Annotated in this window: 24 protein-coding genes and 1 pseudogene; 16 read left to right on the top strand and 9 right to left on the bottom strand. The window is 69.0% G+C overall.

Translation table 11 applies throughout. From position 1 onward, the window contains the following. Positions 1-44 precede the first annotated feature (44 nt). Together ACXDF8_RS23340 and ACXDF8_RS23345 are read right to left on the bottom strand one after the other, a co-directional pair. Positions 45-1,529, bottom strand: a complete 1,485-nt coding sequence (locus ACXDF8_RS23340) for an ATP-binding protein (protein ID WP_457225649.1) — start codon at positions 1,527-1,529, stop codon at positions 45-47. A gap of 30 nt (positions 1,530-1,559) precedes the next feature. Continuing rightward, positions 1,560-3,260 carry an NAD(P)/FAD-dependent oxidoreductase gene (locus ACXDF8_RS23345; protein WP_457225650.1) on the bottom strand — a complete coding sequence of 567 codons (1,701 nt, stop codon included), beginning with the start codon at positions 3,258-3,260 and terminating at the stop codon, positions 1,560-1,562. Positions 3,261-3,560: 300 nt separating this feature from the next. On the opposite strand from ACXDF8_RS23345, the gene infA reads away from it, so the two are divergent. The 8 genes from infA to truA all read left to right on the top strand — a co-directional run bounded on the left by infA (position 3,561) and on the right by truA (position 8,283). Beyond that, a complete protein-coding gene (gene infA, locus ACXDF8_RS23350; RefSeq protein WP_005140011.1) occupies positions 3,561-3,782 on the top strand; it encodes a translation initiation factor IF-1 in 222 nt (73 codons plus the stop codon). Between the two features lie 99 nt (positions 3,783-3,881). Continuing rightward, the gene (gene rpmJ / locus ACXDF8_RS23355; protein ID WP_003879483.1) at positions 3,882-3,995 is read left to right on the top strand and encodes a 50S ribosomal protein L36; all 114 of its coding nucleotides are present in this window, start codon (positions 3,882-3,884) and stop codon (positions 3,993-3,995) included. Between the two features lie 185 nt (positions 3,996-4,180). Then, entirely contained in the window at positions 4,181-4,555 is a 375-nt protein-coding gene (gene rpsM, locus ACXDF8_RS23360; RefSeq protein ID WP_174397110.1) for a 30S ribosomal protein S13, read from the top strand. A 6-nt stretch (positions 4,556-4,561) separates the two neighbouring features. Continuing rightward, positions 4,562-4,978: a 30S ribosomal protein S11 gene (gene rpsK, locus ACXDF8_RS23365; protein ID WP_005140014.1), complete on the top strand. Its 417-nt coding sequence runs from the start codon at positions 4,562-4,564 to the stop codon at positions 4,976-4,978. Between the two features lie 17 nt (positions 4,979-4,995). Further along, entirely contained in the window at positions 4,996-5,601 is a 606-nt protein-coding gene (gene rpsD / locus ACXDF8_RS23370; RefSeq protein ID WP_457225651.1) for a 30S ribosomal protein S4, read from the top strand. An 84-nt stretch (positions 5,602-5,685) separates the two neighbouring features. Continuing rightward, positions 5,686-6,750: a DNA-directed RNA polymerase subunit alpha gene (locus ACXDF8_RS23375; protein ID WP_457225652.1), complete on the top strand. Its 1,065-nt coding sequence runs from the start codon at positions 5,686-5,688 to the stop codon at positions 6,748-6,750. Positions 6,751-6,803: 53 nt separating this feature from the next. Further along, positions 6,804-7,406 carry a 50S ribosomal protein L17 gene (rplQ, locus tag ACXDF8_RS23380; RefSeq protein ID WP_457225653.1) on the top strand — a complete coding sequence of 201 codons (603 nt, stop codon included), beginning with the start codon at positions 6,804-6,806 and terminating at the stop codon, positions 7,404-7,406. Continuing rightward, positions 7,384-8,283 (top strand): tRNA pseudouridine(38-40) synthase TruA, encoded by a 900-nt coding sequence (gene truA / locus ACXDF8_RS23385; RefSeq protein ID WP_457225670.1) that lies wholly within the window; start codon positions 7,384-7,386, stop codon positions 8,281-8,283. Before rplQ ends, truA begins: the two co-directional genes overlap by 23 nt. Positions 8,284-8,287: 4 nt before the next feature. On the opposite strand, the gene ACXDF8_RS23390 is transcribed toward truA, so the two are convergent. The 5 genes from ACXDF8_RS23390 to ACXDF8_RS23410 all read right to left on the bottom strand — a co-directional run bounded on the left by ACXDF8_RS23390 (position 8,288) and on the right by ACXDF8_RS23410 (position 12,155). Then, entirely contained in the window at positions 8,288-8,968 is a 681-nt protein-coding gene (locus tag ACXDF8_RS23390) for a cutinase family protein (RefSeq protein ID WP_457225654.1), read from the bottom strand. Next, entirely contained in the window at positions 8,965-9,579 is a 615-nt protein-coding gene (locus ACXDF8_RS23395) for a cutinase family protein (protein WP_457225671.1), read from the bottom strand. The genes ACXDF8_RS23390 and ACXDF8_RS23395 overlap by 4 nt, the downstream gene beginning before the upstream one ends. Before the next feature lie 93 nt (positions 9,580-9,672). Then, positions 9,673-10,350, bottom strand: coding sequence for a cutinase family protein (locus tag ACXDF8_RS23400; RefSeq protein WP_457225655.1), 678 nt, complete (start codon positions 10,348-10,350; stop codon positions 9,673-9,675). 81 nt (positions 10,351-10,431) lie between these two features. Continuing rightward, positions 10,432-11,019, bottom strand: a complete 588-nt coding sequence (locus ACXDF8_RS23405; RefSeq protein WP_457225672.1) for a cutinase family protein — start codon at positions 11,017-11,019, stop codon at positions 10,432-10,434. 128 nt (positions 11,020-11,147) lie between these two features. Then, on the bottom strand, positions 11,148-12,155 hold the full coding sequence (locus ACXDF8_RS23410) for an EamA family transporter (RefSeq protein ID WP_457225656.1): 1,008 nt from the start codon (positions 12,153-12,155) through the stop codon (positions 11,148-11,150). Between the two features lie 75 nt (positions 12,156-12,230). Here ACXDF8_RS23410 and ACXDF8_RS23415 point away from each other — a divergent pair, with 75 nt between their 5' ends. Continuing rightward, positions 12,231-12,803, top strand: a complete 573-nt coding sequence (locus ACXDF8_RS23415) for a CGNR zinc finger domain-containing protein (protein WP_457225657.1) — start codon at positions 12,231-12,233, stop codon at positions 12,801-12,803. 63 nt (positions 12,804-12,866) lie between these two features. Next, positions 12,867-14,225 (top strand): type VII secretion protein EccB, encoded by a 1,359-nt coding sequence (gene eccB, locus ACXDF8_RS23420; RefSeq protein ID WP_457225658.1) that lies wholly within the window; start codon positions 12,867-12,869, stop codon positions 14,223-14,225. Here the strand turns inward: eccB and mycP are convergent. Together mycP and ACXDF8_RS23430 are read right to left on the bottom strand one after the other, a co-directional pair. After that, entirely contained in the window at positions 14,190-15,500 is a 1,311-nt protein-coding gene (gene mycP, locus ACXDF8_RS23425; protein ID WP_457225659.1) for a type VII secretion-associated serine protease mycosin, read from the bottom strand. The genes eccB and mycP overlap by 36 nt on opposite strands. Further along, positions 15,497-16,771, bottom strand: coding sequence for an EsaB/YukD family protein (locus ACXDF8_RS23430; RefSeq protein ID WP_457225660.1), 1,275 nt, complete (start codon positions 16,769-16,771; stop codon positions 15,497-15,499). Before ACXDF8_RS23430 ends, mycP begins: the two co-directional genes overlap by 4 nt. A 91-nt stretch (positions 16,772-16,862) precedes the next feature. Between ACXDF8_RS23430 and eccCa the strand changes: the two genes are divergently transcribed. From eccCa to ACXDF8_RS23460, 6 genes and pseudogenes are all read left to right on the top strand, one after another. Continuing rightward, positions 16,863-20,471: a type VII secretion protein EccCa gene (gene eccCa / locus ACXDF8_RS23435; protein ID WP_457225661.1), complete on the top strand. Its 3,609-nt coding sequence runs from the start codon at positions 16,863-16,865 to the stop codon at positions 20,469-20,471. Continuing rightward, positions 20,459-21,640, top strand: coding sequence for a type VII secretion-associated protein (locus tag ACXDF8_RS23440; protein WP_457225662.1), 1,182 nt, complete (start codon positions 20,459-20,461; stop codon positions 21,638-21,640). The genes eccCa and ACXDF8_RS23440 overlap by 13 nt, the downstream gene beginning before the upstream one ends. Positions 21,641-21,688: 48 nt before the next feature. Further along, positions 21,689-21,997, top strand: a complete 309-nt coding sequence (locus tag ACXDF8_RS23445) for a WXG100 family type VII secretion target (RefSeq protein ID WP_457225663.1) — start codon at positions 21,689-21,691, stop codon at positions 21,995-21,997. 22 nt (positions 21,998-22,019) lie between these two features. After that, on the top strand, positions 22,020-22,313 hold the full coding sequence (locus ACXDF8_RS23450; protein WP_457225664.1) for a WXG100 family type VII secretion target: 294 nt from the start codon (positions 22,020-22,022) through the stop codon (positions 22,311-22,313). A gap of 469 nt (positions 22,314-22,782) precedes the next feature. Next, positions 22,783-24,087 (top strand): helix-turn-helix domain-containing protein, encoded by a 1,305-nt coding sequence (locus ACXDF8_RS23455; RefSeq protein ID WP_457225665.1) that lies wholly within the window; start codon positions 22,783-22,785, stop codon positions 24,085-24,087. A gap of 109 nt (positions 24,088-24,196) precedes the next feature. Then, positions 24,197-24,350, top strand: a pseudogene (locus ACXDF8_RS23460) (aldehyde dehydrogenase); the annotation flags it as partial.

Below are 24,350 nucleotides of genomic sequence, written 5' to 3' on the forward strand. Positions count from 1 at the left end.
GCTCAACCGGCAGCGGACCGTCCGGTATTCCTGCCCCGGCGCACCTATTCCTGGGCGGCGGGAAGTTCGGCGGGTGTCGCCGCCAGCGGTGCCGGCGCGACCAGCGGCAACAGGATCGTGAAGCGGGTGTCGCCAGGTTCGGAGGCCACCCGGATATCGCCCTGGTGCTTCTCGACGATGATGCGCCGCGCCAGGTCCAATCCCAAGCCGTCGCCCTCGCCGAATGGCTTGGTGGTGAAGAACGCGGTGAAGATCCGGTCGATGACCTCCTCGGGGATGCCCGGTCCGTCATCGCCGATCTCGACCCGGATCATGTCGTCGCCCTGGCGCGCGGTGCGGATCGTCAGCACGCCGCGCCCACCCATCGCCTGGATGGCATTGTTGATGATGACGTCCCATACTTCATTCAAACCGCCTGGGTAACAAGCGATCTCGGGAATCGTCTTGTCCCATTCCTTGAGCAGTTTGATCGGCTTGTCGGGCCCCACCTTGTCGCCGAAGAGCGTCTTGAGCGTGCTGTGCAGCAGTTCGTGGACGTTGGCGACCTGGTATTCGGCCCGGTCCATCTGGGAGTACTTCTTGGCCCCGGCCAGCAGGCCCGAGATGCGCTCGCTGGCATCGGCGATCTCGTTCATCCGCAGCTCGGTGTCGATGGTGTACTTCAGCCACCCGATGGCGCTCTGCAAAGTGGCCGAACAGTCCACCGAGTCGATGGAGGCCTCGATGCGTTCCAGCCAGTCCACGTCGAGGCCGGCTTCGACGAACGTTGGTGCGTAGTCCCAGGCGCTGGCGATGCCGTGCTCTTCGAGCCAGTCGCCGATCTGGTCCTCCCGGTCGGAGGTCTCCAGGGCCGAGAACTCCTGGGCCTTGGACTTGGCGACCTGCTCGGCCACCTCGTCCTGGATGCGGACCAGCACCCGCAACGCCTCGGGACTGAACTCGCCGTCGGCGAGCATGGCCAGCTTGTGGCGCATCTTGCCGACACCCTCGCGCAGATCGGCGACCGCGCGGGCGGTCGCCGCCGCGGGGTTGTTGAGCTGGTGGGTCAAGCCGGCCGTGATCGTGCCGAGCGCCAGTAGTTTCTGGCGCTGCCCGATGATCTGGCTCTGTCGGCGGCCGCCGACCATGTGGCCCTCGAGCAGGTGCACCGCCATCGGGAACTCGGTCTGCATGAACCGGGCGAACGCTCCGGCGTCGAGCACGAAGAACCGGGACGGCGTGGTGACGCGCACCGAGGCTTGGTAGAGCTGCTCCTCGTCGGGGATGTAGGCCGACCAGGCTCCGCAGTACACGCCGCGCTGCGAGGTCCGGTTGGTTTCGACGTCCACCCCGCCGGAGCGTTTCGACATCACCAACTCGCCGTCGAGCAGCACGTAGAAGCACGTAGCGGGATCACCCTCCTGGCAGACCGGGCCGGGTTCGAACACCTGGATGTGGCCGTTCTCGCACAGCGTCTCGAGCTGCTGGTCGGTCAGCGCCTCGAACAGGAACAGAGTTCGCAGTTCGTCGGGCACACATCGCTCGCCCATCGTCTTCTCCCTTTGCCGCTCAGGTGCTGCTCACGCCTCGGCTAGATACCGATGCACCAACATCACCGCCATGGACCCTTCGCCCACGGCGGCGGCCACCCGTTTGGCGGAATCGGCGCGCACATCTCCTGCAACAAACACACCAGGCACGCTTGTTTCCAGATGGTGGGGCGGCCGGTCCAGGTTCCAGCCCGCGACGTTGAACAGGTCGGGTCCGGCCAGGACAAAACCGTGGTCGTCGACGGCGACGACTTCTTTGAGCCAGTCGGTGCGGGGTTCGGCCCCGATGAAGCAGCACATCCGGCTGCACGGGACGGTTTCGCGCTGCCCGCTCTGCCGGTTCTCCAGGACCAGACCGGTGAGGTGGTCGTCTTCCCCGAGGGTGTCCACCACCTCTGTGCAGGTGCGTACCGAGATCGTCGGGTTCTTCTCTATCTGCTGGATGAGGTAGTGCGACATCGACGCCTCCAGCGACGGACCGCGCACCAGCATGGTGACCGAGCGGGCCTCGCGGGCCATGAACATGGCCGCCTGCCCGGCCGAATTGGCGCCACCGACGATGTAGACGTCCTCGCCCTTGCACTCCGAGGCGTCGGACACCGAGGCCCCGTAGTAGACGCCCCGGCCGACGTAGTTGCAGGCCGGGTCGTCGGGGTTGTCCCAGCACCCGGTGACCTGGAGCTGGCGGTAGGCCACCCCGGTGGCCAGGATGACCGCCCGGGCGGCAATGCTCCCGCCGTCGGAGAATTCGATGGTGCGCGCGGTGCCCGCATCGCCGGCGATCAGCTTGACCGCCTTGCGGGTGGTGATCACCTCCGCGCCGAACCGTTCGGCCTGCCGGCGCGCTGACGTCGTCAGTTCGGCCCCGGAGACGCCGGTGGGGAAGCCGAGGTAGTTCTCGATGCGCGAACTGCGGCCGGCCTGGCCGCCGGTCGTCGTCTCCTCGATCAGGACGGTCCTGAGTCCCTCGGAGGCGCCGTACACCGCGGCCGCCAGCCCGGCCGGACCGCCGCCGATGACGGCCAGGTCGTACATCTCCAGCGACGGGGTCGTCGACAGTCCCAGCATCGCGGCCAGCTCGGCGTCGGTCGGGTCCACCAGGACCTCACCCTGCTCGGTGATGACCACCGGCAGCTCGAACCCGTCCAGCCCGCCTGCCTCGAGCAGCTGCTTGCCCTTGGGCTCGTCGGCGTTGAACGCGCGGAACGAGTGCAGGTTGCGGGCCAGGAACTGGCGGACCTCCCAGGATCGCTCGCTCCACCGGTGACCGATCACCTTGGTGTGCGGGATGGCTCGGTCACCGGTGGCGTGCCACGCCTCGAGCAGGGCGTCGATCACCGGGTAGAGCTTCTCCTCCGGCGGGTCCCACGGCTTGAGCAGATAGTGGTCGAGGTCGACGACGTTGATGGCGTCGATCGCGGCGTGGGTGTCGGCATAGGCGGTGAGCAGCACACGGCGGGCCATCGGGTAGACGTCCATCGCCTCTTCGAGGAACTGGATGCCGCTCATCTGGGGCATCCGGTAATCGGCGACGAACACCGCGACGGTTTCGCCGCGAAGCTTGAGTTCGTTGATCGTCTCCAGCGCGTCCAGACCCGATTCTGCGCGGACGATTCGGTAGCGCTCGCCGTAGTGGCGGCGAAGGTCGCGGGCGACGGCCCGCGACACGGCGGGGTCGTCGTCGACGGTAAGAATCACGGGTTTACGGGGCTGGGGGGCAGGTCCAGTCATCACCTACCAGTATGCGCCGGGCGTCGAACAATTATTTGGCTGGGCTGACCCGCGAGAATCGGCGATCGGAGCGACGTCCGCACCTGCTCGACGCGTTTTGGAGTACCGCGTGCAAACGGGTATCGTAGACCAACGGTGCGGTACCCGCGCCGACTCTTGCGTGCCATGTCCTGGAAGTTTTGGAATTTCCTGATCCCGGCTCACGTTTTTCAGTCGGGGCGAATGCTGCCCCGACTGTGAGGACTTGTCGCTGCCAGCGGCGGGTGCGCGCAGGACCGACAATGCAAGATCTGAGAGGTTATGGCCAAGAAAGACGGTGCCATCGAGGTCGAGGGCCGCGTGGTTGAGCCCCTGCCCAATGCGATGTTTCGCATTGAGCTGGAGAACGGTCACAAGGTGCTCGCTCACATCAGCGGCAAGATGCGGCAGCACTACATCCGCATACTTCCCGAGGACCGGGTGGTGGTGGAGTTGTCTCCCTACGACCTGACCCGCGGCCGCATCGTGTACCGGTACAAGTAGGGACGAGCGTCAGCGAGTCGCTATCAGGGCCGGCACCGTGCCTCGACCGCGAACCAGCACGACCAAGACAAACGACGAGAACTAGAAGGATCAAGAGCCGTGAAGGTGAACCCGAGCGTCAAGCCGATCTGCGACAAGTGCAGGGTGATCCGCCGGCATGGGCGGGTCATGGTGATCTGCTCCGATCCGCGCCACAAGCAGCGACAGGGTTAGTCCCGGTCCCGACCGGGACCTGGGCGGCCACAACGGCGCAGAGCACCACTAACAATTGAATGCAGACCTCCCAGTACCACCAAACGGATTGGCCGTTTGACCACGCCCGGCACGGAGGCCGGGCCCCGACGCAGTCGGGAACGGACTGGGAACAGACCTCCGCATAGAAGAAGGAATCAAGCCCTGTGGCACGTCTAGTGGGCGTGGATCTCCCGCGCGATAAGCGCATGGAGATCGCGCTGACCTACATCTACGGCATCGGCCGTACCCGCTCCCAGGAGATCCTGGCCGCGACCGGTATCGACCGGGATCTGCGCAGCAAGGACCTCACCGACGATCAACTCACGCAGTTGCGTGACTACATCGAGGCCACGCTCAAGGTGGAGGGTGACCTGCGCCGTGAGGTTCAGGCCGACATCCGCCGAAAGATCGAGATCGGCTGCTACCAGGGTCTGCGGCATCGCCGTGGCCTGCCGGTGCGCGGCCAGCGGACCAAGACCAATGCGCGTACCCGCAAGGGCCCGAAGCGCACCATCGCCGGCAAGAAGAAGGCCAGGTAATCCCGGATGGCACAAGCAAAGAAGGGTGGCGCTGCTCCCAAGAAGGGGCAGAAGACCCGTCGCAGGGAGAAGAAGAACGTCCCGCACGGCGCCGCACACATCAAGAGCACGTTCAACAACACCATCGTCTCCATCACCGATCCGCAGGGCAACGTCATCGCCTGGGCATCCTCGGGCCATGTCGGCTTCAAGGGTTCGCGCAAGTCGACGCCGTTCGCCGCGCAGCTGGCCGCGGAGAACGCGGCCCGCAAAGCCCAGGAGCACGGTGTCAAGAAGGTCGACGTGTTCGTGAAGGGTCCGGGTTCGGGCCGCGAGACCGCCATCCGCTCGCTGCAGGCCGCCGGCCTCGAAGTGGGCGCGATTTCCGATGTCACTCCGCAGCCGCACAACGGCTGCCGTCCGCCCAAGCGGCGCCGGGTCTAGAAGGAGACTAGAGACTCATGGCTCGTTACACCGGACCCGCCACCCGTAAGTCGCGCCGCCTCGGCGTCGACCTCGTCGGTGGTGACCAGTCGTTCGAAAAGCGCCCCTATCCTCCCGGCCAGCACGGCCGTGCCCGGATCAAGGAGAGCGAATACCGCCAGCAGCTGCAGGAGAAGCAGAAGGCCCGCTTCACCTACGGCGTGATGGAGAAGCAGTTCCGCAAGTACTACGAAGAGGCGAACCGTTCCACCGGCAAGACCGGTGAGAACCTGCTGCAGATCCTCGAGACCCGCCTGGACAACGTCGTGTACCGCGCCGGCCTGGCGCGGACCCGTCGGATGGCCCGCCAGCTCGTCAGCCACGGCCACTTCACCGTCAACGGTGTCAAGGTGAACATCCCGAGCTACCGGGTGTCGCAGTACGACATCATCGACGTCAAGGACAAGTCGCTGAATACCTTCCCGTTCGAATTGTCGCGGCAGACCGCGGGTGAGCGTCCGATCCCGTCCTGGCTGCAGGTCGTCGGCGAGCGTCAGCGGATCCTCGTGCACCAGCTGCCCACCCGTGAGCAGATCCAGGTTCCGCTCGCCGAGCAGCTGATCGTCGAGTTCTACTCGAAGTAATGAAGACGTCTCCCGCGGCATCCGCCGCGGGAGGAGCCCCGACGGCATCAAATAGCGGGTGCCGAGAAGGAGATACGAAACACCATGCTGATTTCTCAGCGTCCCACACTGGGCGAAGAGGTCCTCGCCGAGAACCGGTCCCAGTTCGTCATCGAGCCGCTGGAGCCGGGATTCGGCTACACCCTCGGTAACTCGCTGCGCCGCACGCTGCTGTCGTCGATCCCGGGTGCCGCCGTGACGAGCATCCGCATCGACGGTGTGCTCCACGAGTTCACCACCGTTCCCGGGGTGAAGGAAGACGTCACCGACATCATCCTGAACCTCAAGGGCCTGGTCGTGTCCTCCGAGGAGGACGAGCCGGTCACCATGTACCTGCGCAAGCAGGGCCCCGGTGAGGTCACCGCCGGTGACATCGTCCCGCCCGCCGGTGTGACGGTGCACAACCCGGACATGCACATCGCGACGCTGAACGACAAGGGCAAGCTCGAGGTCGAGCTGGTCGTCGAGCGCGGCCGCGGTTACGTGCCAGCCGTGCAGAACAAGGCCTCGGGCGCTGAGATCGGCCGCATCCCGGTCGATTCCATCTACTCGCCGGTGCTGAAGGTCACCTACAAGGTGGAGGCCACCCGCGTCGAGCAGCGCACCGACTTCGACAAGCTGATCCTCGACGTCGAGACCAAGAACTCCATCACCCCGCGTGACGCGCTGGCCTCGGCCGGCAAGACGCTGGTCGAATTGTTCGGTCTGGCAAGGGAACTCAACGTCGAGGCCGAGGGTATCGAGATCGGCCCGTCGCCGGCCGAGGCCGATCACATCGCGGCGTTCGCGCTGCCGATCGACGACCTCGACCTGACGGTTCGGTCGTACAACTGCCTCAAGCGCGAGGGTGTGCACACTGTCGGCGAGCTGGTCGCCCGCACGGAGTCCGATCTGCTGGACATCCGCAACTTCGGCCAGAAGTCGATCGACGAGGTGAAGATCAAGCTGCATCAGCTGGGCCTGTCCCTCAAGGACTCACCCGCCAGCTTCGACCCGTCGGAGGTCGCCGGTTACGACGTTGCCACCGGCACCTGGAACAGCGACGCTGGCTACGACTCGGCCTACGAGGCCGACGCGGACGCCGACTACGCCGAGACCGAACAGCTCTAAATCGCACCCCGGGCTTACCTGATACGGAGACCGGGCTCAACTAGGAGATCGCAATGCCCAAGCCCACGAAGGGCCCTCGCCTCGGCGGGTCGTCCTCGCACCAGAAGGCGATTCTGGCCAACCTGGCTACCTCGCTCTTCGAGCACGGCCGGATCAAGACGACCGAGCCCAAGGCCCGGGCGCTGCGGCCGTACGCCGAGAAGCTCATCACCCACGCCAAGAAGGGTGCGCTGCACAACCGGCGTGAGGTGATGAAGAAGATCCGGGACAAGGACGTCGTGCACGCCCTGTTCGCCGAGATCGGCCCCTTCTTCGCCGACCGCAACGGCGGCTACACCCGCATCATCAAGGTCGAGGCGCGCAAGGGCGACAACGCTCCCATGGCGGTCATCGAACTGGTGCGGGAGAAGACGGTGACCTCTGAGGCGACCCGGGCTGCCAAGTCCGCCGCCAAGAAGGCCGCCCCGGCGGCGGCCGCCGCGGCCCCGCAGGCCGCGGTCGAGCCGGAGGAAGCCGTCGGCGCCACCGACGAGGCCGCGACCGAGGAGACCACGATGGAGGCCGTCGAGGCCGAAGACGCCGGCATCGCCGACGCCCAGACCGCCGAGGCCGCCGAGGAACCGACCGCCGAGGATTCGGACGCTGACAAGTCCTGACCCCGTGAGTACGAATGTGCCCGCCACCGCTTCCGGTGGCGGGCATGTTCGTCTTCGGCTCGACATCGCTTACGACGGAACGGATTTCACCGGCTGGGCGGTTCAGGACGGGCACCGAACCGTCGCCGGCGTCCTCGAGGACGCCCTCTCGACGGTGTTCCGCACCCCGATCCGGGTCTTCGGGGCCGGCCGCACCGACAGCGGTGTGCATGCCAGTGGTCAGGTCGCTCACTGCGACGTCCCCGCCGAGGCCTTGGTCCATGCCTACCCGCGCCGCTCCCGGCCGGGTGACGGCGAGTTCTTACCCCTGGTCCGCCGGCTGGCCCGGTTCCTGCCCGCCGACGTACGGGTCCGTGACATCGCCCGAGCCGCAGCGGGTTTCGACGCACGCTTCTCGGCGTTGCGTCGCCATTACACCTACCGTCTGTCGCTGGCGCCCTACGGTGTCGAGCCGCAACTCGCCCGGTTTGTGACGGCCTGGACCAAGCCGCTGGACGTCGAGGCCATGGCGGCGGCGTCGCGCCATCTGATCGGGCTGCACGATTTCGCCGCGTTCTGTCGGCATCGCCCGGGCGCCACGACGATCCGCGACCTGCAGCGCCTGGACTGGGTGCGCACCGGGGAGCTGGTCAGCGCGTACGTCACCGCCGATGCGTTCTGCTGGTCGATGGTGCGCTCGCTGGTCGGTGCGCTCCTGGCCGTCGGCGAGGGTCGGCGCGAACCGGCCTGGTGTGCAACATTGTTGACGGCAGGGCAGCGCTCCAGTGATTTCGCCGCGGCGCCGGCACACGGCTTGACGCTGGCGGGGGTGGACTATCCGCCCGACGACGAGTTGGCGGCACGCATCGTCGTCACCCGGGATCTGCGCACCATATAGAGCTTCAGAGCTTTCCGGCGACGAAATCGGCAGCCTGGCTGATCATCCCGGCCTTCTGGTACGCGGCGGCCAAGTGATCGGGCCAGTTGGTCTCCCAGGTGTCCGGATCGGCCGGATTGCAGATCGGGTCCGCGCCGTGGCACAGCTCGATCGTGCGGTCCTGGAATGCCGGGTTGAAGTTGGTGATCGGCCCCAACCACTGGGTCCCGTTGCCGAACAACGCGACTGCCGCGATATGGCTGTCCGCGCCGGACGGGAGGGTGGTCTTGAAACCCAGGATGGGGATGGGCACCGCCAACGCCATGTCGGTGGCTGCGGCGCCGAGCGAATAACCGCCGAGGACCAGCCGGGTGTTAGGGCAGTTGTCTATGTTGTATTGGATCCGCCGGCTGATGTCGTTGGCGCCGATGTCGACCTCGGTATTTGCCGGGTAGTTCACCGCGTACACGCCGATGTTCTTGTTGACCCTGGACCGGAGTGCCGCCACGAAGTCCTTGCCGATGATCCCGGTGCCGGCCGGTTCGATCCGGCCGCGCGCGAAGATCACCTCGACATCCGGGCAGCTCGCGGCACCGGCTGGTGCCGCCGCTCCGGGGACGCCAGTGGGTAGCACTGCCGGCACGGCCAATAGTGCTGCCGCGCAGCACAGTACGGCTAGTGCACCGGTCAGCGCCCGGCGGCTCACAGCCTGGCCGCCACGAACTCGGCGGCCTGATCGACCAGGCCCGAATCGATATAGGCGTCCTGCAGATGCGACGACCAGTTGTCGGCGAGGGTGCTGGGATCGATGCCGTTGCAGATCGGGTCGTCGACATTGCACTGATCGATGGTCTTGGGACCGTAGAGCGGGCTGTTGGTCGCCGACACCGGTCCGAAGATGCTGCGGGTGCCGTTGCCGAAGAGCGCCACCGCCGCGACGTGGGCGTCGATACCCGCCGGCAACGGGTTGGTGAACCCGAATTGCGATTGCGTCGCGCCCAGGACGACGTCGACGACCGCCGCGCCCAGTGAGTAGCCCCCGGGCACCAGGCGGGTGGCCGGACAGTTGGCCGCCATGTACTGCATGTGCCTGCTCATGTCGTTGGCGCCGGGCACGACGTCCCAGTCCGCGATGTAGTTCACCGCGTAGGTGCCGATGCTTTTGGGGGTCTTGGTGCGCAAGGAATCGACGAGCGCCTGCCCGATGCGACCGATACCGGCCGGTTCGAATCGGCCACGGGCAAAGATGACCTCGGCATCTGGACATGATGCTGCCGTCGCGACGGCGGTGGGCAGCAGCGATCCGGCAACGGTCATGACCGCTGCGACGCCGCTCAGCACTGCCCTCAGACCCACCTCGTCATGGTAGACGAAGGAGCGAGCGGGCTTGCCAGCAAACGATGGGACGGGCTACAGCAACCCGGCGATGAACCCGGCGGCCTGCGCGGGCATGTCGGTGGTCTCGTAGTCGGTATGGGCGAACGGGTTGCGGCCCCGCGAGCAGATCGGGTCGCCGTCGTTGCACAGGTCGATACCCTTGCCTGCGTACGGAGCGCCCGCCGCGGTCACCGGGATCCCGAATTTCGCCGACGGGTTGCCGAACACGGCAATGCCGGCGACCTTGTCTGCCACGCTGGACGGCAGTGGCGGAGCCGAACCGATCTCGCCCACCTTCTCGCCGAGCGGCGGGATGCCCACCAGCATGTCGACGACGGCGGCGCCCTGCGAGTAGCCGCCGAGCACGAAGCGGGTCGACGGGCAGGCGGCCGCGGTGGCCAGGATGTGGTTGGTCGCGTCGGTGGCACCGTCGGCGGCCGCCAGGAAGTCATAGGTGGCCGGGTAGTTCACCCCGTAGGCGCTGACGGTACGGCCACCGAGTTGACTCTGCAGCGTGTCGGTGAGCGCTTGTCCGACGCGGCCGATGCCCGCGGGCTCGCTGGTACCACGGGCGAAAACCACGTCGACGTCGGAGCACGGTTGCGCCGCGGCGGTCCAGGCCGGTGCGGTGGGGGTGAACAGCGTGGCGGCGACTGCCGCGGCCGCGGCAATCCGGACGCTGCGGTGGGAAGTCACGGTCGAGCTGGCCACGCTGGAAGAACCCCTTCGATCACGAGCATTTGAGCTAAATAGTCACACATTCGTTGACGGGCGGCCAAAACCGAAAGGAGCTCACAGTAGGCCGGCGACGAACGCCGCGGCCTGGTTGGCTGTGCCGTCCGCGCCGTAGTTGCGGTGGGCCGGCACGCTGTCGCCGCCGGAGCACACCGGGTCGCCGTCGTTGCACAGGTCGATGGCTTTGGGGCCGTAGACGGGGCTGGAGGTCAGCGGCAGCCCCACTTTTGCGGTCGGATTCCCGAAAACGGCCAGGCCGGCGACGTGGTCGGCGACGTCGGGCGGCAGTGGGTTGTTGAACCCGACGGCCGGGAACGGCACCGAGGTGATGATGTCGATGATGGCGGCACCCTGGGAGTACCCGCCGAGCACGAGTCGGGTGGCCGGGCAGGTGTTGACCACATCCTGGATGAAGGCACTGGCATCGTTCGCGCCGTCGGCGGCGGCCAGGAAGTCATAGCTGGCCGGGTAGTTGACGGCGTACACCCCCATCGACCGATTGCCGATTTTGCCGCGCAGTGAGTCGACGAAAGCCTGACCCACCCGGCCGACGCCCGGCGGCTCGTCGGTGCCGCGGGCGAAGACGACCTGGACGTCCTTGCAGACGGCGGCGTTGGCAGTGGCCAGCATCGTGGGGCTGACCATCGTGGTCGCGGAGACCAGTAGGGCGGCAGCCGCGGCGCGTAGGGGACTCACCCAGGCGGGAATGGTTAGCACACCTGGATATTACAGACGCGGGAGCTGTTCATTCCTGACGTTTGCTCGATCTGCCGTCAGGCGGTGCCCGCCGGGGCTCCGACGGTCTCCACGGCACCGGCGTCGGGCCAGGTCGCCGCGGTCACTTCGGCACTGCGGTCACCCAGGCGGGCGAGAGCCAGCCCACCGAGCACCACTACGCCACCGACCGCCTGGGTGGCCGTGACGGCTTCGCCCAGCAGCACCCACGCCGAGAGGACGGCGAACAGCACCTCGCCCAGGCCGACCAGCGAAGCGAAGCTCGGGCGAAGCCGGGCCACCCCGCTGATACCGAGGGTGTACGCGACGGCGGTGGCCACGACGGCCAGCATCGCCACCGGAACCCACCACGGCACGGTCGCACCGGCGACCGCGGCGTCGTTGGCGGTGAATCTCAGCGGCATCACGCCGGTCAGGCCGAGCAGCCCGACGGCGATCGCGCCGACCACCAAGCCTCCCGCGGCCAGGGAGATCGAGCTCAGTCCGCTGCCGTCGGCGGTCACCTCGTCGGACATCATGAAGTAGCAGGCCGCGCAGATGGCCGCCGCCAAGCCCCAGGCGACGCCGGTGGCGTTGACCTGGGTGGCGCCGGAGAAGACATTCAGGACCAGCATGATTCCGGCGAGGGCCAGGGCCACCCCGGCCAGCGTCATAGTGCGGGGTCGCCGCCGGGTGGTCCCCCAGATCCAGCCCACGACGAGGATGGGGGCGGTGTACTCCAACAGCAGCGCCACGCCGACCGACAGGTGCGAGACGGCGTTGTAGTAGCAGAGTTGGGCGCCGGCGATCGGGACCAGCCCGTAGGCGACGACGGTGCGGGCGTGGGCACGGGCCTCGCGCAACCAGTCCGGTTTGACGACGGTGGCGAAGATCGCCATCACCAGCGCGCCACCGGCCAGCCGGGCGGTCACCGCCGCGGTCGGCGACCAGCCGGCACCCATCAGCGACTTGGCGAAGGGGCCGGACATGCCGAACGTGAACGCCGATCCGATCGCGAACAACAGACCGAGCCGGAAGTGGTTCTGGCCACCAGCAGCAGTCGACATGAGGCACCCCCTCGCGTGTAATGAGTAAAATAATGGTTGCTCGTGACACTACGGCCAGGGGGAGTCATGCGTCAAATGCTTTTCAGTCATGACACGGAGCTCACGTTGCGCGCTGCCTGTGCGCTGATCAACACCGACCGCACCGACGGTGAGCAGCTGGCCGACCAGGCTGCGCTGGACGAGTATCTGGACGGTTACGGCTGGACGGGGCGGCGCGATCACGACGATGCCGAACTGGAGTCGGTCCGCACCCTGCGGCACCGGCTGGGCCGGATCTGGGCGGCCGCCGACGACGAGGTGCGGGCCGTCGGTCAGATCAACGCCTTGCTGGCCGACACGCGCGCCGCGCCATGGTTGACCCGCCACCCTGAGATGCCGGAATGGCACCTGCACCTGGCCTCCATCCACGATCCCCTGGCCCAGCGGATGGGTGCCGAGATGGCAATGTCGCTGGCCGATCTGGTGCGTGCCGGTGAACTGCGACGGCTCAAGATCTGCGCGGCCCCGGATTGCGGTGCGGTGCTGATCGATCTATCCCGCAACCGCTCGCGGATGTTCTGCGATACCGGCAACTGCGGCAACCGCCAGCATGTCGCGGCCTACCGGGAACGGCGCTCCAAGGAGACCGACGAGCCTGTGGACGGCTGAACTCGCCAAGGTGTCGATCGCCCTAGCGTGAGGCGATGGCGTTGAGGCGATGGCGTTGAGGCGATGGCGTTGACCGGAAGCCGACGGCTGCGACGCAGTGCCCAGCGCTTCCGGCTGCGTCGGCTGGACTACGCCGTTCTGGGCCGGCGCATGCCGCGCGAGCGCGATCCGCTGCGCGCCCAGAACCTCGCCCTGCTCAGCGGCTGTGTCATCGCGGCGGGTGGGCTCATCCTGAGCACCATCATCCCGGCGCTGCGCCATGACACCGGCCCCGGCGACGCCGCACTGGTGCTGGTGCGCCAGTCCGGTGCGTTGTTCGTGCGGGTGGATCAGCGGCTTCGGCCGGTGGCGAACCTGACCTCGGCACGGCTGATCCTCGGCTCGGCGGTGGATGCCCGCGTGGTCGACGAGTCGGCACTCGGGGACGTCGCGCCGGGGCCGGTACTCGGCATCCCCGGGGCGCCGCCTACCCCCGGCGCCGTGACGGCACCCACCGGCGAGCAGTGGGCGGTGTGCGACGATCCCGACGGGGCAACCACGGTCGCACTCGGAAAGGGCTGGGCCCCGGAGCAGTTGAGTCCGCACAGCGCGGTCGTGGCAGCAGCGGCCGACGGGTCGGCCTACCTGCTCTACGACGGCAGGCGTGCGGCGATCGACCCCCAGGACCCCTCGACGAGCCGCGCACTGCACCTCGACGGGGTGAGGATGCGGGCCATCGCACCCGCGGTGTTGAACGCGATCCCCGAAGTGCCCGCAATCGCCGCCCCGCGGATCGCTGGACGAGGAGAACCCTCCGGGGTCCCCGGACTGTCGGTCGGCACCGTCGTGGCCGTCACCCGGGCCGGCAGCGTGGAGCATTACGTGGCCCTGCGCGACGGGGTGCAGCGTGTCGGAAGGCTGGCAGTGGATCTTCTTCGCTTCGCCGACCCCGACAGCACGAGCCAGATCCTCACCCTCACAGCCGGACTCATCAGCAGCGTGCCCCTGGTCGACGCCCTTGCGGTGGCCACTTATCCCGACGAGCCGCCCCGCCTCGTCGACGTCACCGACGGACTATGCGCGACATGGGCCAACGGCCACAGCGGTCTGGCGATTCCGGCGTCCGCCGAGCCCGAAGGCGTCGTCCTGGCGGGTGCCGACGGCGCCGGACCGCGTCTGGATCGCGTCCGCTTCCCACCCGGGCGCAGTATGGACGTCACCGCCGGAATGCTGACCACCGACACCGGCCCGACCGGCCGCTTCCTGATCACCGACTCGGGAATCCGCTTCCCCATACATGATTCGGCGGCAGCCGAGGCGCTGGGCCTGCCCACGGCGCCCGCGCCGGTGCCGTGGGCGATCATCGGTGTGCTGCCCGCCGGACCCGAACTCAGCCGCGATGCGGCCTTAGTCGTGCGCGACGTCGCGCTCCCGGCGCCGTAACCGTGCCGAACCCGCGGCGACGACACCGGCCAGGCACAACGCCGTCGCGGCCGCCGCCACCCCGTGCCCGTGGCCGGTCCCCGGGGATGACTGGGACGCCGCCACCACCGGAGCCGGTGGTGGCGGCGCCAGCGGGGTGCTGTGATCGCTGAGTGCGGCCAGCGGATCGATGACACCGTGTCCGGTCGCGTCGTCCCTGCCGGCGCTGGGGTGGTGGGCGGTGGTCTCGATACGGGCCATCACCTGACGGGCCGACAGCCGGGGAAAGCGGGAGCGCACCAGCGCCGCGAGTCCGCTGACGAAGGGGGCGGCGTAACTGGTCCCCGAAATCGGCACCGGACCCGACGGCGTCGGGACGGTGTCGATCAGTCCCTCGCCGTCCGGGTCGAGGGACACGATGTCCTCACCGGGCGCGGCGACGTCCACCCAAGGGCCGGTGAGGCTGAACGGCGATGGCTCACCGTCGGCTGCAACCGACCCGACGGTGAGGACGTAGTCGTCGTACCACGCCGGGCTGGCAACCACCGTGACCTCGGCCGCGGTGTTCTGGCGCGGACATTGTCCGGCGCCGCCGACATTGCCCGCCGCGGTCACCACCACCGCGTCCTTGACGTCGACCGCGTATGCCAGCGCAGCACCCAGAGCTCGGTCGTCCAGCGTCGATTCGGTACACGCCACCGAGGAGATGTTGATCACCGAGGCGCCCATGTCCGCCGCGGTGCGAACGGCCATCGCCAGCGTGGCGACGTCGCCGGAACCGCGGCTCCCGGGGTCGGCCAGCGGCCCGAACATGTTGGAGGACTGCCGGATCGACACCAGTGTGGCTTCTGGGGCGATCCCGGCGAACCCCGACGGGTCGCTCGGATCGGGGGCGGCGGCGATGATCCCGGCCACTACGGTGCCGTGTCCGTCGCAATCCTGACGGCCGTCACCGTCGGACACGTAGTCGCCGCCGCCGATGACACCGACCAGCCGTTGATGGGGTGCGACACCGGTATCGATGACCAGCACCCGCTGATTCGCGCCCCGGCTCAATCGCCAGATCGCGGTCATATCGAAAGGGGCTGTGTGCCTGGCGGATCCCGGTCCTACCGCGGTGTGCGTCGGGATGGCACACGGCTGCTGCTGTCCGGTCGGTTGCGGCGGCGACGGTGGCGCCGGCGCAGGGAGCCGCGAGCTGTCGATGGGGGGTGGGGCGACCGCATATGCCGGGGGAGCGCACTGCGCCGCCATGAGCAAGGCGGCGGCCGTGACGGCGACCACACGCCGGGTCATGGCAGTACCCCGGCGGCGGCGCAGGCCAGCGGCACGATGGCGGCGGTGACCGTCAGATCGAGAATCGCGATGGCCTGCCGCGGTGTACTTGAAAACAATTGCCGGACAACATTACCCGGCCATATCGCCGCGCCCGCCACGCTCAGCAGGGTGGCGCATATCCACGGCGCGGTGGCCGGTGTCGCCGACACCGACATCGCGATGACGCACATCGCGGCGATGGCTGCCGAGAGCGCCAGTGCCGCCGCGAGGTAGGGCTCGCGGTGGCTGCGCACGCGTAGCGCTGCCGCACCCGCCGCCGCGGCGCCGAACGCCGCTGCGGCAGCGTGGCGTTGGGTGGTCAGTGCGGTCAACACCACCCCGGTGGACATGGCGGCAGCCGCCCCGCTCACCACCACGGTCAGCCGCTCACTGATCGTCGCCGCCGACGAGAACGCCACGCCGAGCGCCACGAGTCGCGGGGCACCGACGAGGGCTGCCAAGGCGCAGGCCGCCAGTGCCGGCCCAGCGACCGCGCCCGGCCACCAGCTGACCATCGCGCCGACCGATGCGGCCGACGCAGGCAATGCGGCACCGGCCAGCGGGAGGAAAATCCCAGGCGCACAATTCAACACACGCCACAGCACCAGTGCTGCCGCCGCCGTCGCCGACGCGGCCAGGGCAAACCCGGAGAGGACAGCCGCATCCGGGGTGGCCAGCCAACCGGTCACCCCGGCGAACGCCACCGCCGAAACCCCGAGCGCCGGTGCGCCGCAACCGGCGGGCTCCCGGCGCGCCACAACCACTGCCGCGACCGCGGCCAGCAGTGCCGCCGCCGCCGAGCAGACCGGGTAGCGGGCGGCGTGGCCGTCCAGCAGCGGTCTGCCGAGCACCGCCGCCAGCCCCAGCACCGCCCAGCACAGCAGCCCCCACCGGAGGACCCGCCGGATGCGCGGCGCCCACGGTGGCACCACCTCGGCCGCCGCAGCCACCGCTGCGGCGAGAGCGTCGCATTCATCACCCGGCTGTGCGGGGACGCTGAGCGGCGCCGTGGTCAGGATGAGGACTTCGCCGTCGCGGACGTCGTACTGGCTCAGCGTGCGGGCCGGGTCAAGCCGTGGTCCGCACACCCGCCGGATGTGGAAGTCCCGGCCGGTGACGTGGTGGCCTTCGATCAGGTCGACCACTGCGGGCAGCAGGTCGCGGATCGGCAGGTGGGCGGAGACGTCGAGGTCGAGGTCGTGGTCGTCGGTCCGGATCGACACCCGGCACACCGCGTCGGTGACAGTCATGCCGATTGACGTTAGGCAGCGGGAGCCGGCCCTGATTTCGTTTGTCCACAGGTGAATTGCCGAGTGGCCCCGTGGTGCCTACGGTCCGCTCATGGATCGGCCCGCCCGGCTGGCGCCCCCCACGTTCCCGACCGACGACGTGCCGGTTACCGCGCCGCCGCGAGTCGAGGCGCGTGCCGGCACGACGCGGATCGTGCCGCTGATGGCCCTCGGCGGGATGGCCGGTACGGGGGCGCTGATGTTGTGGGGATCGGGTATGGCGGCACGCGGCCCGTACGCGGCGATCCTGCCGGTGATGATGATCGTCTCCCTGCTCGGTGTGGTCGCGCAGTTCGGTGCTGGGCGGCCCGGAACCCGCCTCGACGATCAGCGTCGCGGTTATCTGGCCGACCTGCGGCGGCTCGGGGAGCAGCTGCACGACACGGCGCGACGCCAGCGCGAGTCGCTGCTGTGGACGCATCCGGCGCCGTCGGCGTTGTGGACCCTGACCGCAGGCCCGCGCAGGTGGGAGCGGCGGGTGGGGGATTCGGATTTCGGCCTTGTTCGCCTCGGGGTGGGCCGGCAGCGGCTGGCGCGCAGGTTGGTGTTGCCGCCGACCGGGCCGCCCGATGACGCGGACCCGGTTACGGCGGACGCGCTGCGGATGTTCGTCCATCGTCACAGCACCGTCGAGGATCTCCCGGTGGCGGTCGCGCTGCACGAGGTAGGCCTACTCGCGATCGGTGGTGAGTCGGAGCCGGCGCGGGCGTTGGTGCGTGCGATGCTCTGCCAGCTGGCGGTGCTGCACGGCCCCGACGTCGTGGCGATCGTCGCGATCACCGACCGCCGCGAGGACTGGGACTGGCTGAAATGGTTGCCGCACAACGTCCATCCCGCACTGGGCGGGGCGATGGTCTTCCGCACCGTGGCCGAGGCCGACGGGGTGTGGGCCGCCCTGGGGTCTCGACGCGGCGGCGTGGTGGTGGTGATCGCCGATGGCGTCGACCACTGCGGTGTGGGCGGCATTGCCGGAGTGCGTGTGGTGGTCGTCGGCGACGCTGCCGGCCCGGCGGCCCGGCTGCAGCTCAGTGGCGGCCGGCTGGCCGCGGGCTTTGGTGACCGTCTGGAGGATCTCGCCCACCCGGATGCGATGACCGTGGCCGAGGCGCGGCTGTGTGCGCGCCGGCTTGCACGCTACCGGGCGAGCCGGCCCGAACCCGACGACGTGCAGCGCTGGTACCGAGAGACGGGATTGTCAGAGTTGAACTCTGTTGCCCCGCACGTATGGGTGCACTCCGGGCCGGCGGACCGGCTCAGGGCGATCCTGGGCGAGACGGTCGATGGCCAACCGGTAACACTCGATATCAAGGAGGCGGCCGACGGCGGTCACGGCCCGCACGGGCTGTGCATCGGCGCAACCGGTTCCGGTAAATCCGAACTGCTGCGCACCGTCGTCCTCGGGATGGCGGGTCGGCATTCCCCCGAGGAGCTCAATCTGGTGCTGGTCGACTTCAAAGGCGGGGCAACCTTTCTCGGCATGGAGGGCCTGAACCACGTCGCCGCCGTCATCACCAATCTTGCCGACGAGGCACAGCTGGTGAGCCGCGCGATCGACGCCCTCGGCGGCGAGGTCCAGCGCCGCCAACATTTGTTGCGCCGCGCCGACAATGCCGTGAACCTTGCCGCCTACCGGCGGATTCGCACCGTGGCGGCAGAACTGCCGCCGCTGCCGTCGCTGTTCGTGGTCGTCGACGAGTTCGCCGAACTGCTGCACCTGCATCCCGAGTTCGCCGATTTGTTCACCATGATCGGCCGTGTCGGGCGCTCGCTCGGCGTGCATCTACTGTTGGCCAGCCAACAGCTGGACGAGGGCCGGCTGCGCGGCCTCGAATCGCATCTGTCGTATCGGATCTGCCTGAAGACCTCCACCGCCGCGCAGTCTCGTGCCGTGCTCGGTGTCGCCGACGCCGCCGAACTGCCCGCCACCCCGGGAGCCGCCCTGCTGCGCACGGCCGACGGGCGGCTGGTCCGGTTCCAGGGCACCTACCTCGGCGTCCCCGCCGCGGATACCCAGCCGCCGGCCGGCCCGGACCAACCAGCGGTGCGGGTGTTCACCGCCGAGCCGGGAACCCCGGGTCCCGTCCCGCAGGACCAGCGCACCGTGTTCGATGCGGTGGTCGACCGGCTCGCGGGCATCGGCGCGCGGGCCCACCAGATCTGGTTGCCGCCATTGGCCGCACCGCCGAAACTTGCCGAACTGTTGATCGACCGGGGCCCCGAGCTCAGCACCGTCCTCGGAGTCGTCGACCTGCCGTTCGAGCAGCGCCGCGCACCGCTGCGGGTGGACCTCGCAGGGGCGGGCGGCAACGTCGCGGTGGTGGGCGCGCCGCAGAGCGGCAAGTCGGCAACGGTCCGGGCCCTGCTCACCGCGCTGGCCGCCGGTCATGAACCGCGCCGCATCCAGTTCTACGTTCTCGATTTCGGCGGCGGATCGCTCGCCACCGTACGGGCCTACCCCCACGTCGGGTCGGTCGCGGCCCGCCAGGATGTCGAGTTGGTGCGCCGGACCGTCGCGCATGTCGTCGCGGTCCTGCAAGCCCGTGAAATGGGGTGCAACGTCGACGATTACGGTGACGTCTTCCTGGTTGTGGACGGGTGGGGGAGTATCCGGGAGGACTTTCCGGATCTGGAGGCCGTCATCACCGGCGTTGCGGCGCGCGGGTTGTCGTTCGGTGTCCACCTGATCCTCACCGCGGCCCGCTGGGCCGACATTCGGCCTGGTCTCAAAGACCAGATCGGCACCAGGATCGAACTACGCCTGGGTGACCCGATGGATTCCGACATCGACCGCAAACGGGCCGTGCTGGTTCCCGTCGGCCAACCGGGGCGCGGAATCACCAGCGACGGAGCGCATTTCCAGATCGCCTGCACCGACGGGTCCGAGGTCTGTCCTGTCGGACCCTGGCGCGCACCACGGGTGCGGCTGCTACCCGCCCGGGTGGATCACGACTCGCTGGTGAACCAGGCCGGTTCGGCGGACCATGTGGTGCTCGGGCTGGGCGAGGCAGACCTCGCACCGGTCAGCGTGGACTTCACCCGGCATGCCCATCTGCTGATCCTCGGCGACCGGGGCTGCGGCAAGACCTCGGTGCTGCGGACACTGTGCCGTGAACTGGTGCGCGGCGCCGCCGACCGTCCGGCCCTGGTGTTCGTCGTCGACTACCGTCGCGGCCTGCTGGGTGAGGCCGAACCCGGGCAGCTCGACGGCTACGCCTTCACCGACAGCGCGGTCGCCGACCTGCTGCCGGATCTGATCGGGCTCCTCACCCGCCGATTGCCGGCGCCGGGTACCGCGGTCGCGCAGCTGCGAACCCGATCGTGGTGGAGTGGGCCGGATGTCTTCGTCATCGTCGACGACCACGACCGGATGTCCGCCGCCGGTGATGCGTTCGCACCGCTGCTGGGACTTCTTCCGCACGCCAACGACATCGGACTACACCTGGTGGTGGCGCGCCGTTGTGCGGGAACCGCCCGCGCGATGTTCGATCCGCTCCTGGTGCACCTGCGCGACAGCGGATGCATGGGGCTGCTCATGGACGGCAGCCCGGAGGAGGGACCCCTGATCGGTGCGCACCGCGCCGCAGCGCAACCGCCGGGACGCGGTTTGTTCGTCACCCACACTGGGGCGCAACGAGTCCAGGTCGGCTGGTGTCCGCCGTGAACGGCACAGTGCTGGAGGTCGGCCCCGTCGCAGTGCGCGCCGTGCCGGAACGTGGACCAACGATCCCGGCTGAGCGGGTAGCCGCGGCGCTGGCCGGCATCGACGACACCGTGGTGCTCGTCGACGAGCGGCCCGTACAGGTTGCGGCATTGTGGCGCAGCATCATCGAATCCGTCGCCGGGTCCTCGGGTGAGGCGCTGACCGTCGTGCACCCGTCGTGGTGGTCGCGGCCGCGGGTGGCTCGCATCCTCGAGGCGGCGCGCACGGTCAGCCCCGAGGTGGTCGCGCTGCCCCGCTCACAGGCGCTCACCGACGGGCGTGCGACCGCGGTCGTGGAGATCGCCGCCGATGTCGTGGCCGTCGGCGCAGCAGTGGAACGCATTACGGTGCGCTGCCGGCCGATCTCTGCCGCGGAGGTTGCCCGGTTGGTCGACATCGACAGCAGCGCAAGAGTCGTCATCGATGCGCCGGCCGGGGTGCCTGATGCCGAGAAGTTCGCCGGCGCGGTCCGCGACGCATTGCGCAGACGCGGAGCGGCTGTCGAGTCGATCCGGCTCGACGACGTGGTGGTGTCGCGGCCCGCCGCCGAGCCGGCCACCGTGACCGCGCGGCCGCCCCGCCCGTGGGCACCTCTGGTCGCGGCCGCCGCGGTGGCGATCACCCTGTGCGCCGTCGGCCGCACCGCACCCACCGACGGCACCGGTGCCCCGGCTGCGTCACCCGCTGCCGTCGGGCTCGCCGAAGGCCGCGTCACGATGCTGATCCCGCGCGGATGGCGGGTCGCCAGGATCACCGTCGGCCCGGGATCGCGGCGCGTCCAAATCAGCTCGCCCACAGACCCGTCCGCCGCTCTGCAGCTGACCCAGTCCTACGCTCCCGGCGAGAACCTCGACACCACGGCCGAGGTGTTGCGCCGCGCCATCGGTGAGCAACCATCCGGTGTCTTCGTCGACTTCGACGGTGGCGGCCGCAACGGCGGGCGGCCGGCCGTCACCTATCGCGAGGTCCGCGCCGGCCGTGACATCCGGTGGTCGGTGTTCCTCGACGGCTCGACCCGGATCAGTGTGGGCTGCCAGAGCGCCGCCGGCCGCGAAGGGTCCATCACCGCCGAGTGCGAGCAGGCGGTCAGCTCCGCCCGCGAATCGATGGGAACCGCAACGCAGCCGTGAACGTCAAATCCATTGAAAGCGTGTGTAACTCGACCGGATTGGGCCACCATGACCATATTGAGTACCGACTTCGACCTGATGCGCGCGGTGGCGGCCGCCGCGGACGCCCGCAACGACGAGATCCGCGCCCTGCTGCACGGATTCATCACCCGGATGGAAGCCGTCCCGCCGTCGGTGTGGGGCGGGTATGCCGCCGCCCGGTTCAAGACCGTCGTGGCCCACTGGAACGCCGAATCCACCCGGCTGTCACACGCGCTGGCCGGAATCGCCGACACCATCCGTAACAACGAACACCAACTGCGCGAAGCCGCGCACCTGCATGCGCAACGCATCAGCGCCGCGACCGCAGACCTGTGACGAGGACGAAGGAGCACTGACCGTGGATCCGGTTCTTTCGTATGATTTCGCCGAGATCGATGCCGCCGTTCTGGCCGACATCACGGCAACGTCAGCGCGGCTGCGTGCCGCACTCGACGATTTGAGCCGCCAGATCGCGCCGCTGCAACAGGTCTGGACGCGTGACGCGGCCGCGGCCTACCAGTGTGAGCAGGCCCGCTGGCAGCAGTCCGCATCGGCGTTGCACGACATCCTCGTCCGGCTCGGCACCGCGGTACGGGACGGGGCCGCCGATGTCGCCGCCGCCGACCGGCGCGCCGCCGGCATGTGGGGCTGACGCCCGCACGGTGAGCTCTGTGCGGCCCCGGCGGAGGAGAGCCGGCGGGGCCGCACAGTCACCGTCAGGACAGGTGAGGACAGTCCACAAGTGGCTGATGGGCCCGTCGGTGATCAGAGCGGCGTCGACCCCGCTCATCGGTGACGGCCTTCCGGATCCACCAACCGCCAGGCCAGGTAACCGAAGCTCTCCAGCGCGTGGACCGGACCGACCGCCTCGAACTGCAGCACACCCAGTCCGCTCTGCAGCCCCACGCATTTGGCCTCCAGCGCTGCCAGCCCGACCGTGGTGCCCGCCGCGTCCGTCCACCGGACGTCGGGGCAGTAGGTGCGGGCCGGTGCCGAAGGGACACCGGCTCGGCGGTCGTGGTATCGACCCCAGTCTAGAGTTCGGGGCTCGCTGCGCCTGATGTGGCGTATGGTGGCCGAACGCGCGTTGCTGGGCGGATGCGCGAGGAGTGTGAACGGCGATGAGCGCATCCAGAACAACCAGAACAGCGGGGTCCGGCCGGGTCCGCCCCCGTCCGTCGGCGACGCTGCGTGCCGTCCATGAACTCTTCGTCGCCGGCGAGGTCGATGCCACCTACCTGGAGTCCAGTCCGCTACGCCCGTTGGTGGCCAAAAGCTGGCAGCGCAGCCTGGCCAAGGGGGTCAACCCCGACGCACCCGCGCAACCCTCGCCGGTGGGGGAAGAATTGGCCCGGCTGCGCGATGCTCACCCGCTGGCTCCGGCACTCCCGGTGATCCGCCGGTTGCTCGTCGATGACGCCGCCGGGTCCGGAGTGGTTGTCGCCGTCAGTGCCGCCGATGGAACTCTGCTCTGGGTCGAGGGTGATCGCAGCGCCTGCCGCCGGGCTGAGGCGATGAACTTCATCCCGGGCGCCGACTGGAGCGAGCGCGGTGCCGGGACCAACGCGCCCGGCACCGCGCTCGCGCTCAACGCAGAGCTGCAGATCCACGGCTCGGAGCACTTCTCCCGCGTGGTCCAGCCGTGGAACTGCACGGCGGTGCCCGTCCACGACCCGGTCACCGGCGCGCTGCTGGGCGCACTCGACCTGACCGGCGGCTCACGAGTCGGCACTGCGCAGGCGCTGGCGCTGGTGCGTGCCACCGTGGTCGCGGTCGAGAGCCACCTGGCGCTGCTGCGGTTGACCGGATCATCCGTCGAGAGCGAGCCGGGCCGGCCGCGGCTGGCCGTGCTGGGCTCGGAGCGTCCGCGCTGGCAGGTGACCGACGAGTTCGGACATCTGCGGGCCACCCCGCTGACCGGACGCCACGCCGACATCCTGGTACTCCTCAGCCGCCACCCCGAAGGCCTGTCCGCTGACCACTTGGCGATGTTGCTCGACGACAAGGACCTCGACGTGGTGACCGTCCGCGCTGAGATGTCGCGGCTGCGCAAGGTCGTCGGTGCGGACGTGATCGCGTCGCGGCCCTACCGGCTGCTGGTGCCGATCGCCACCGACAGCGACGAGGTCTACGCCGCACTCGAAGCCGGCGATGTGACGGCCGCGCTGGAGAACTACCCGGGACCGCTTCTGCCGCAGTCGATATCGCCGGCCGTGGCTCGGCTGCGCACCGAACTCGCGATGACGTTGCGTGCCGCGGTCCTGTCCAGCGGCGACCCGGTGCTGTTGCGCCGGTGGCTGGACAGCCCCGACGGGCGCGACGACCGGGACGGCTGGCGGGCGCTTCACGACGGCACCCTGCCGGGTTCGGTGCAGCAGGCGCAGGCCCGCGGCAGGCTCGCCGGACTGGATTTCGACCTGGCCTGAACCGGCTCGCTCGGCGTTGCAACCGCGTGCAACCGTGCTGCAACCCCGCACTGCCTACCTTCAGTGACGACCGACACACTTCGTCGTCTTGAACAGGCAGGAGAATGCCATGACCGTTTACGCCAGGCCCGGCGCCGAGGGATCGTTGATGTCTTTCCTGGGTCGTTATGAGAATTTCGTTGGTGGGCAGTGGGTGGCGCCCGTGGGTGGGCAGTATTTCGAGAATCCGTCGCCGGTGACTGGTGAGGTGTTCTGCGAGGTGG

The organism is Mycolicibacterium sp. CBM1 (assembly GCF_054073305.1).

Coding starts and splice junctions, on each gene's coding strand:
- ACXDF8_RS23340 (WP_457225649.1), bottom strand. CDS start 1,529: ATGGGCGAGCGATGTGTGCCCGACGAACTGCGAACTCTGTTCCTGTTC.
- ACXDF8_RS23345 (WP_457225650.1), bottom strand. CDS start 3,260: ATGACTGGACCTGCCCCCCAGCCCCGTAAACCCGTGATTCTTACCGTC.
- infA (WP_005140011.1), top strand. CDS start 3,561: ATGGCCAAGAAAGACGGTGCCATCGAGGTCGAGGGCCGCGTGGTTGAG.
- rpsK (WP_005140014.1), top strand. CDS start 4,562: ATGGCACAAGCAAAGAAGGGTGGCGCTGCTCCCAAGAAGGGGCAGAAG.
- rpsD (WP_457225651.1), top strand. CDS start 4,996: ATGGCTCGTTACACCGGACCCGCCACCCGTAAGTCGCGCCGCCTCGGC.
- ACXDF8_RS23375 (WP_457225652.1), top strand. CDS start 5,686: ATGCTGATTTCTCAGCGTCCCACACTGGGCGAAGAGGTCCTCGCCGAG.
- rplQ (WP_457225653.1), top strand. CDS start 6,804: ATGCCCAAGCCCACGAAGGGCCCTCGCCTCGGCGGGTCGTCCTCGCAC.
- ACXDF8_RS23395 (WP_457225671.1), bottom strand. CDS start 9,579: ATGACCGTTGCCGGATCGCTGCTGCCCACCGCCGTCGCGACGGCAGCA.
- ACXDF8_RS23405 (WP_457225672.1), bottom strand. CDS start 11,019: ATGGTCAGCCCCACGATGCTGGCCACTGCCAACGCCGCCGTCTGCAAG.
- ACXDF8_RS23410 (WP_457225656.1), bottom strand. CDS start 12,155: ATGTCGACTGCTGCTGGTGGCCAGAACCACTTCCGGCTCGGTCTGTTG.
- ACXDF8_RS23415 (WP_457225657.1), top strand. CDS start 12,231: ATGCTTTTCAGTCATGACACGGAGCTCACGTTGCGCGCTGCCTGTGCG.
- eccB (WP_457225658.1), top strand. CDS start 12,867: ATGGCGTTGACCGGAAGCCGACGGCTGCGACGCAGTGCCCAGCGCTTC.
- mycP (WP_457225659.1), bottom strand. CDS start 15,500: ATGACCCGGCGTGTGGTCGCCGTCACGGCCGCCGCCTTGCTCATGGCG.
- ACXDF8_RS23430 (WP_457225660.1), bottom strand. CDS start 16,771: ATGACTGTCACCGACGCGGTGTGCCGGGTGTCGATCCGGACCGACGAC.
- eccCa (WP_457225661.1), top strand. CDS start 16,863: ATGGATCGGCCCGCCCGGCTGGCGCCCCCCACGTTCCCGACCGACGAC.
- ACXDF8_RS23445 (WP_457225663.1), top strand. CDS start 21,689: ATGACCATATTGAGTACCGACTTCGACCTGATGCGCGCGGTGGCGGCC.
- ACXDF8_RS23455 (WP_457225665.1), top strand. CDS start 22,783: ATGAGCGCATCCAGAACAACCAGAACAGCGGGGTCCGGCCGGGTCCGC.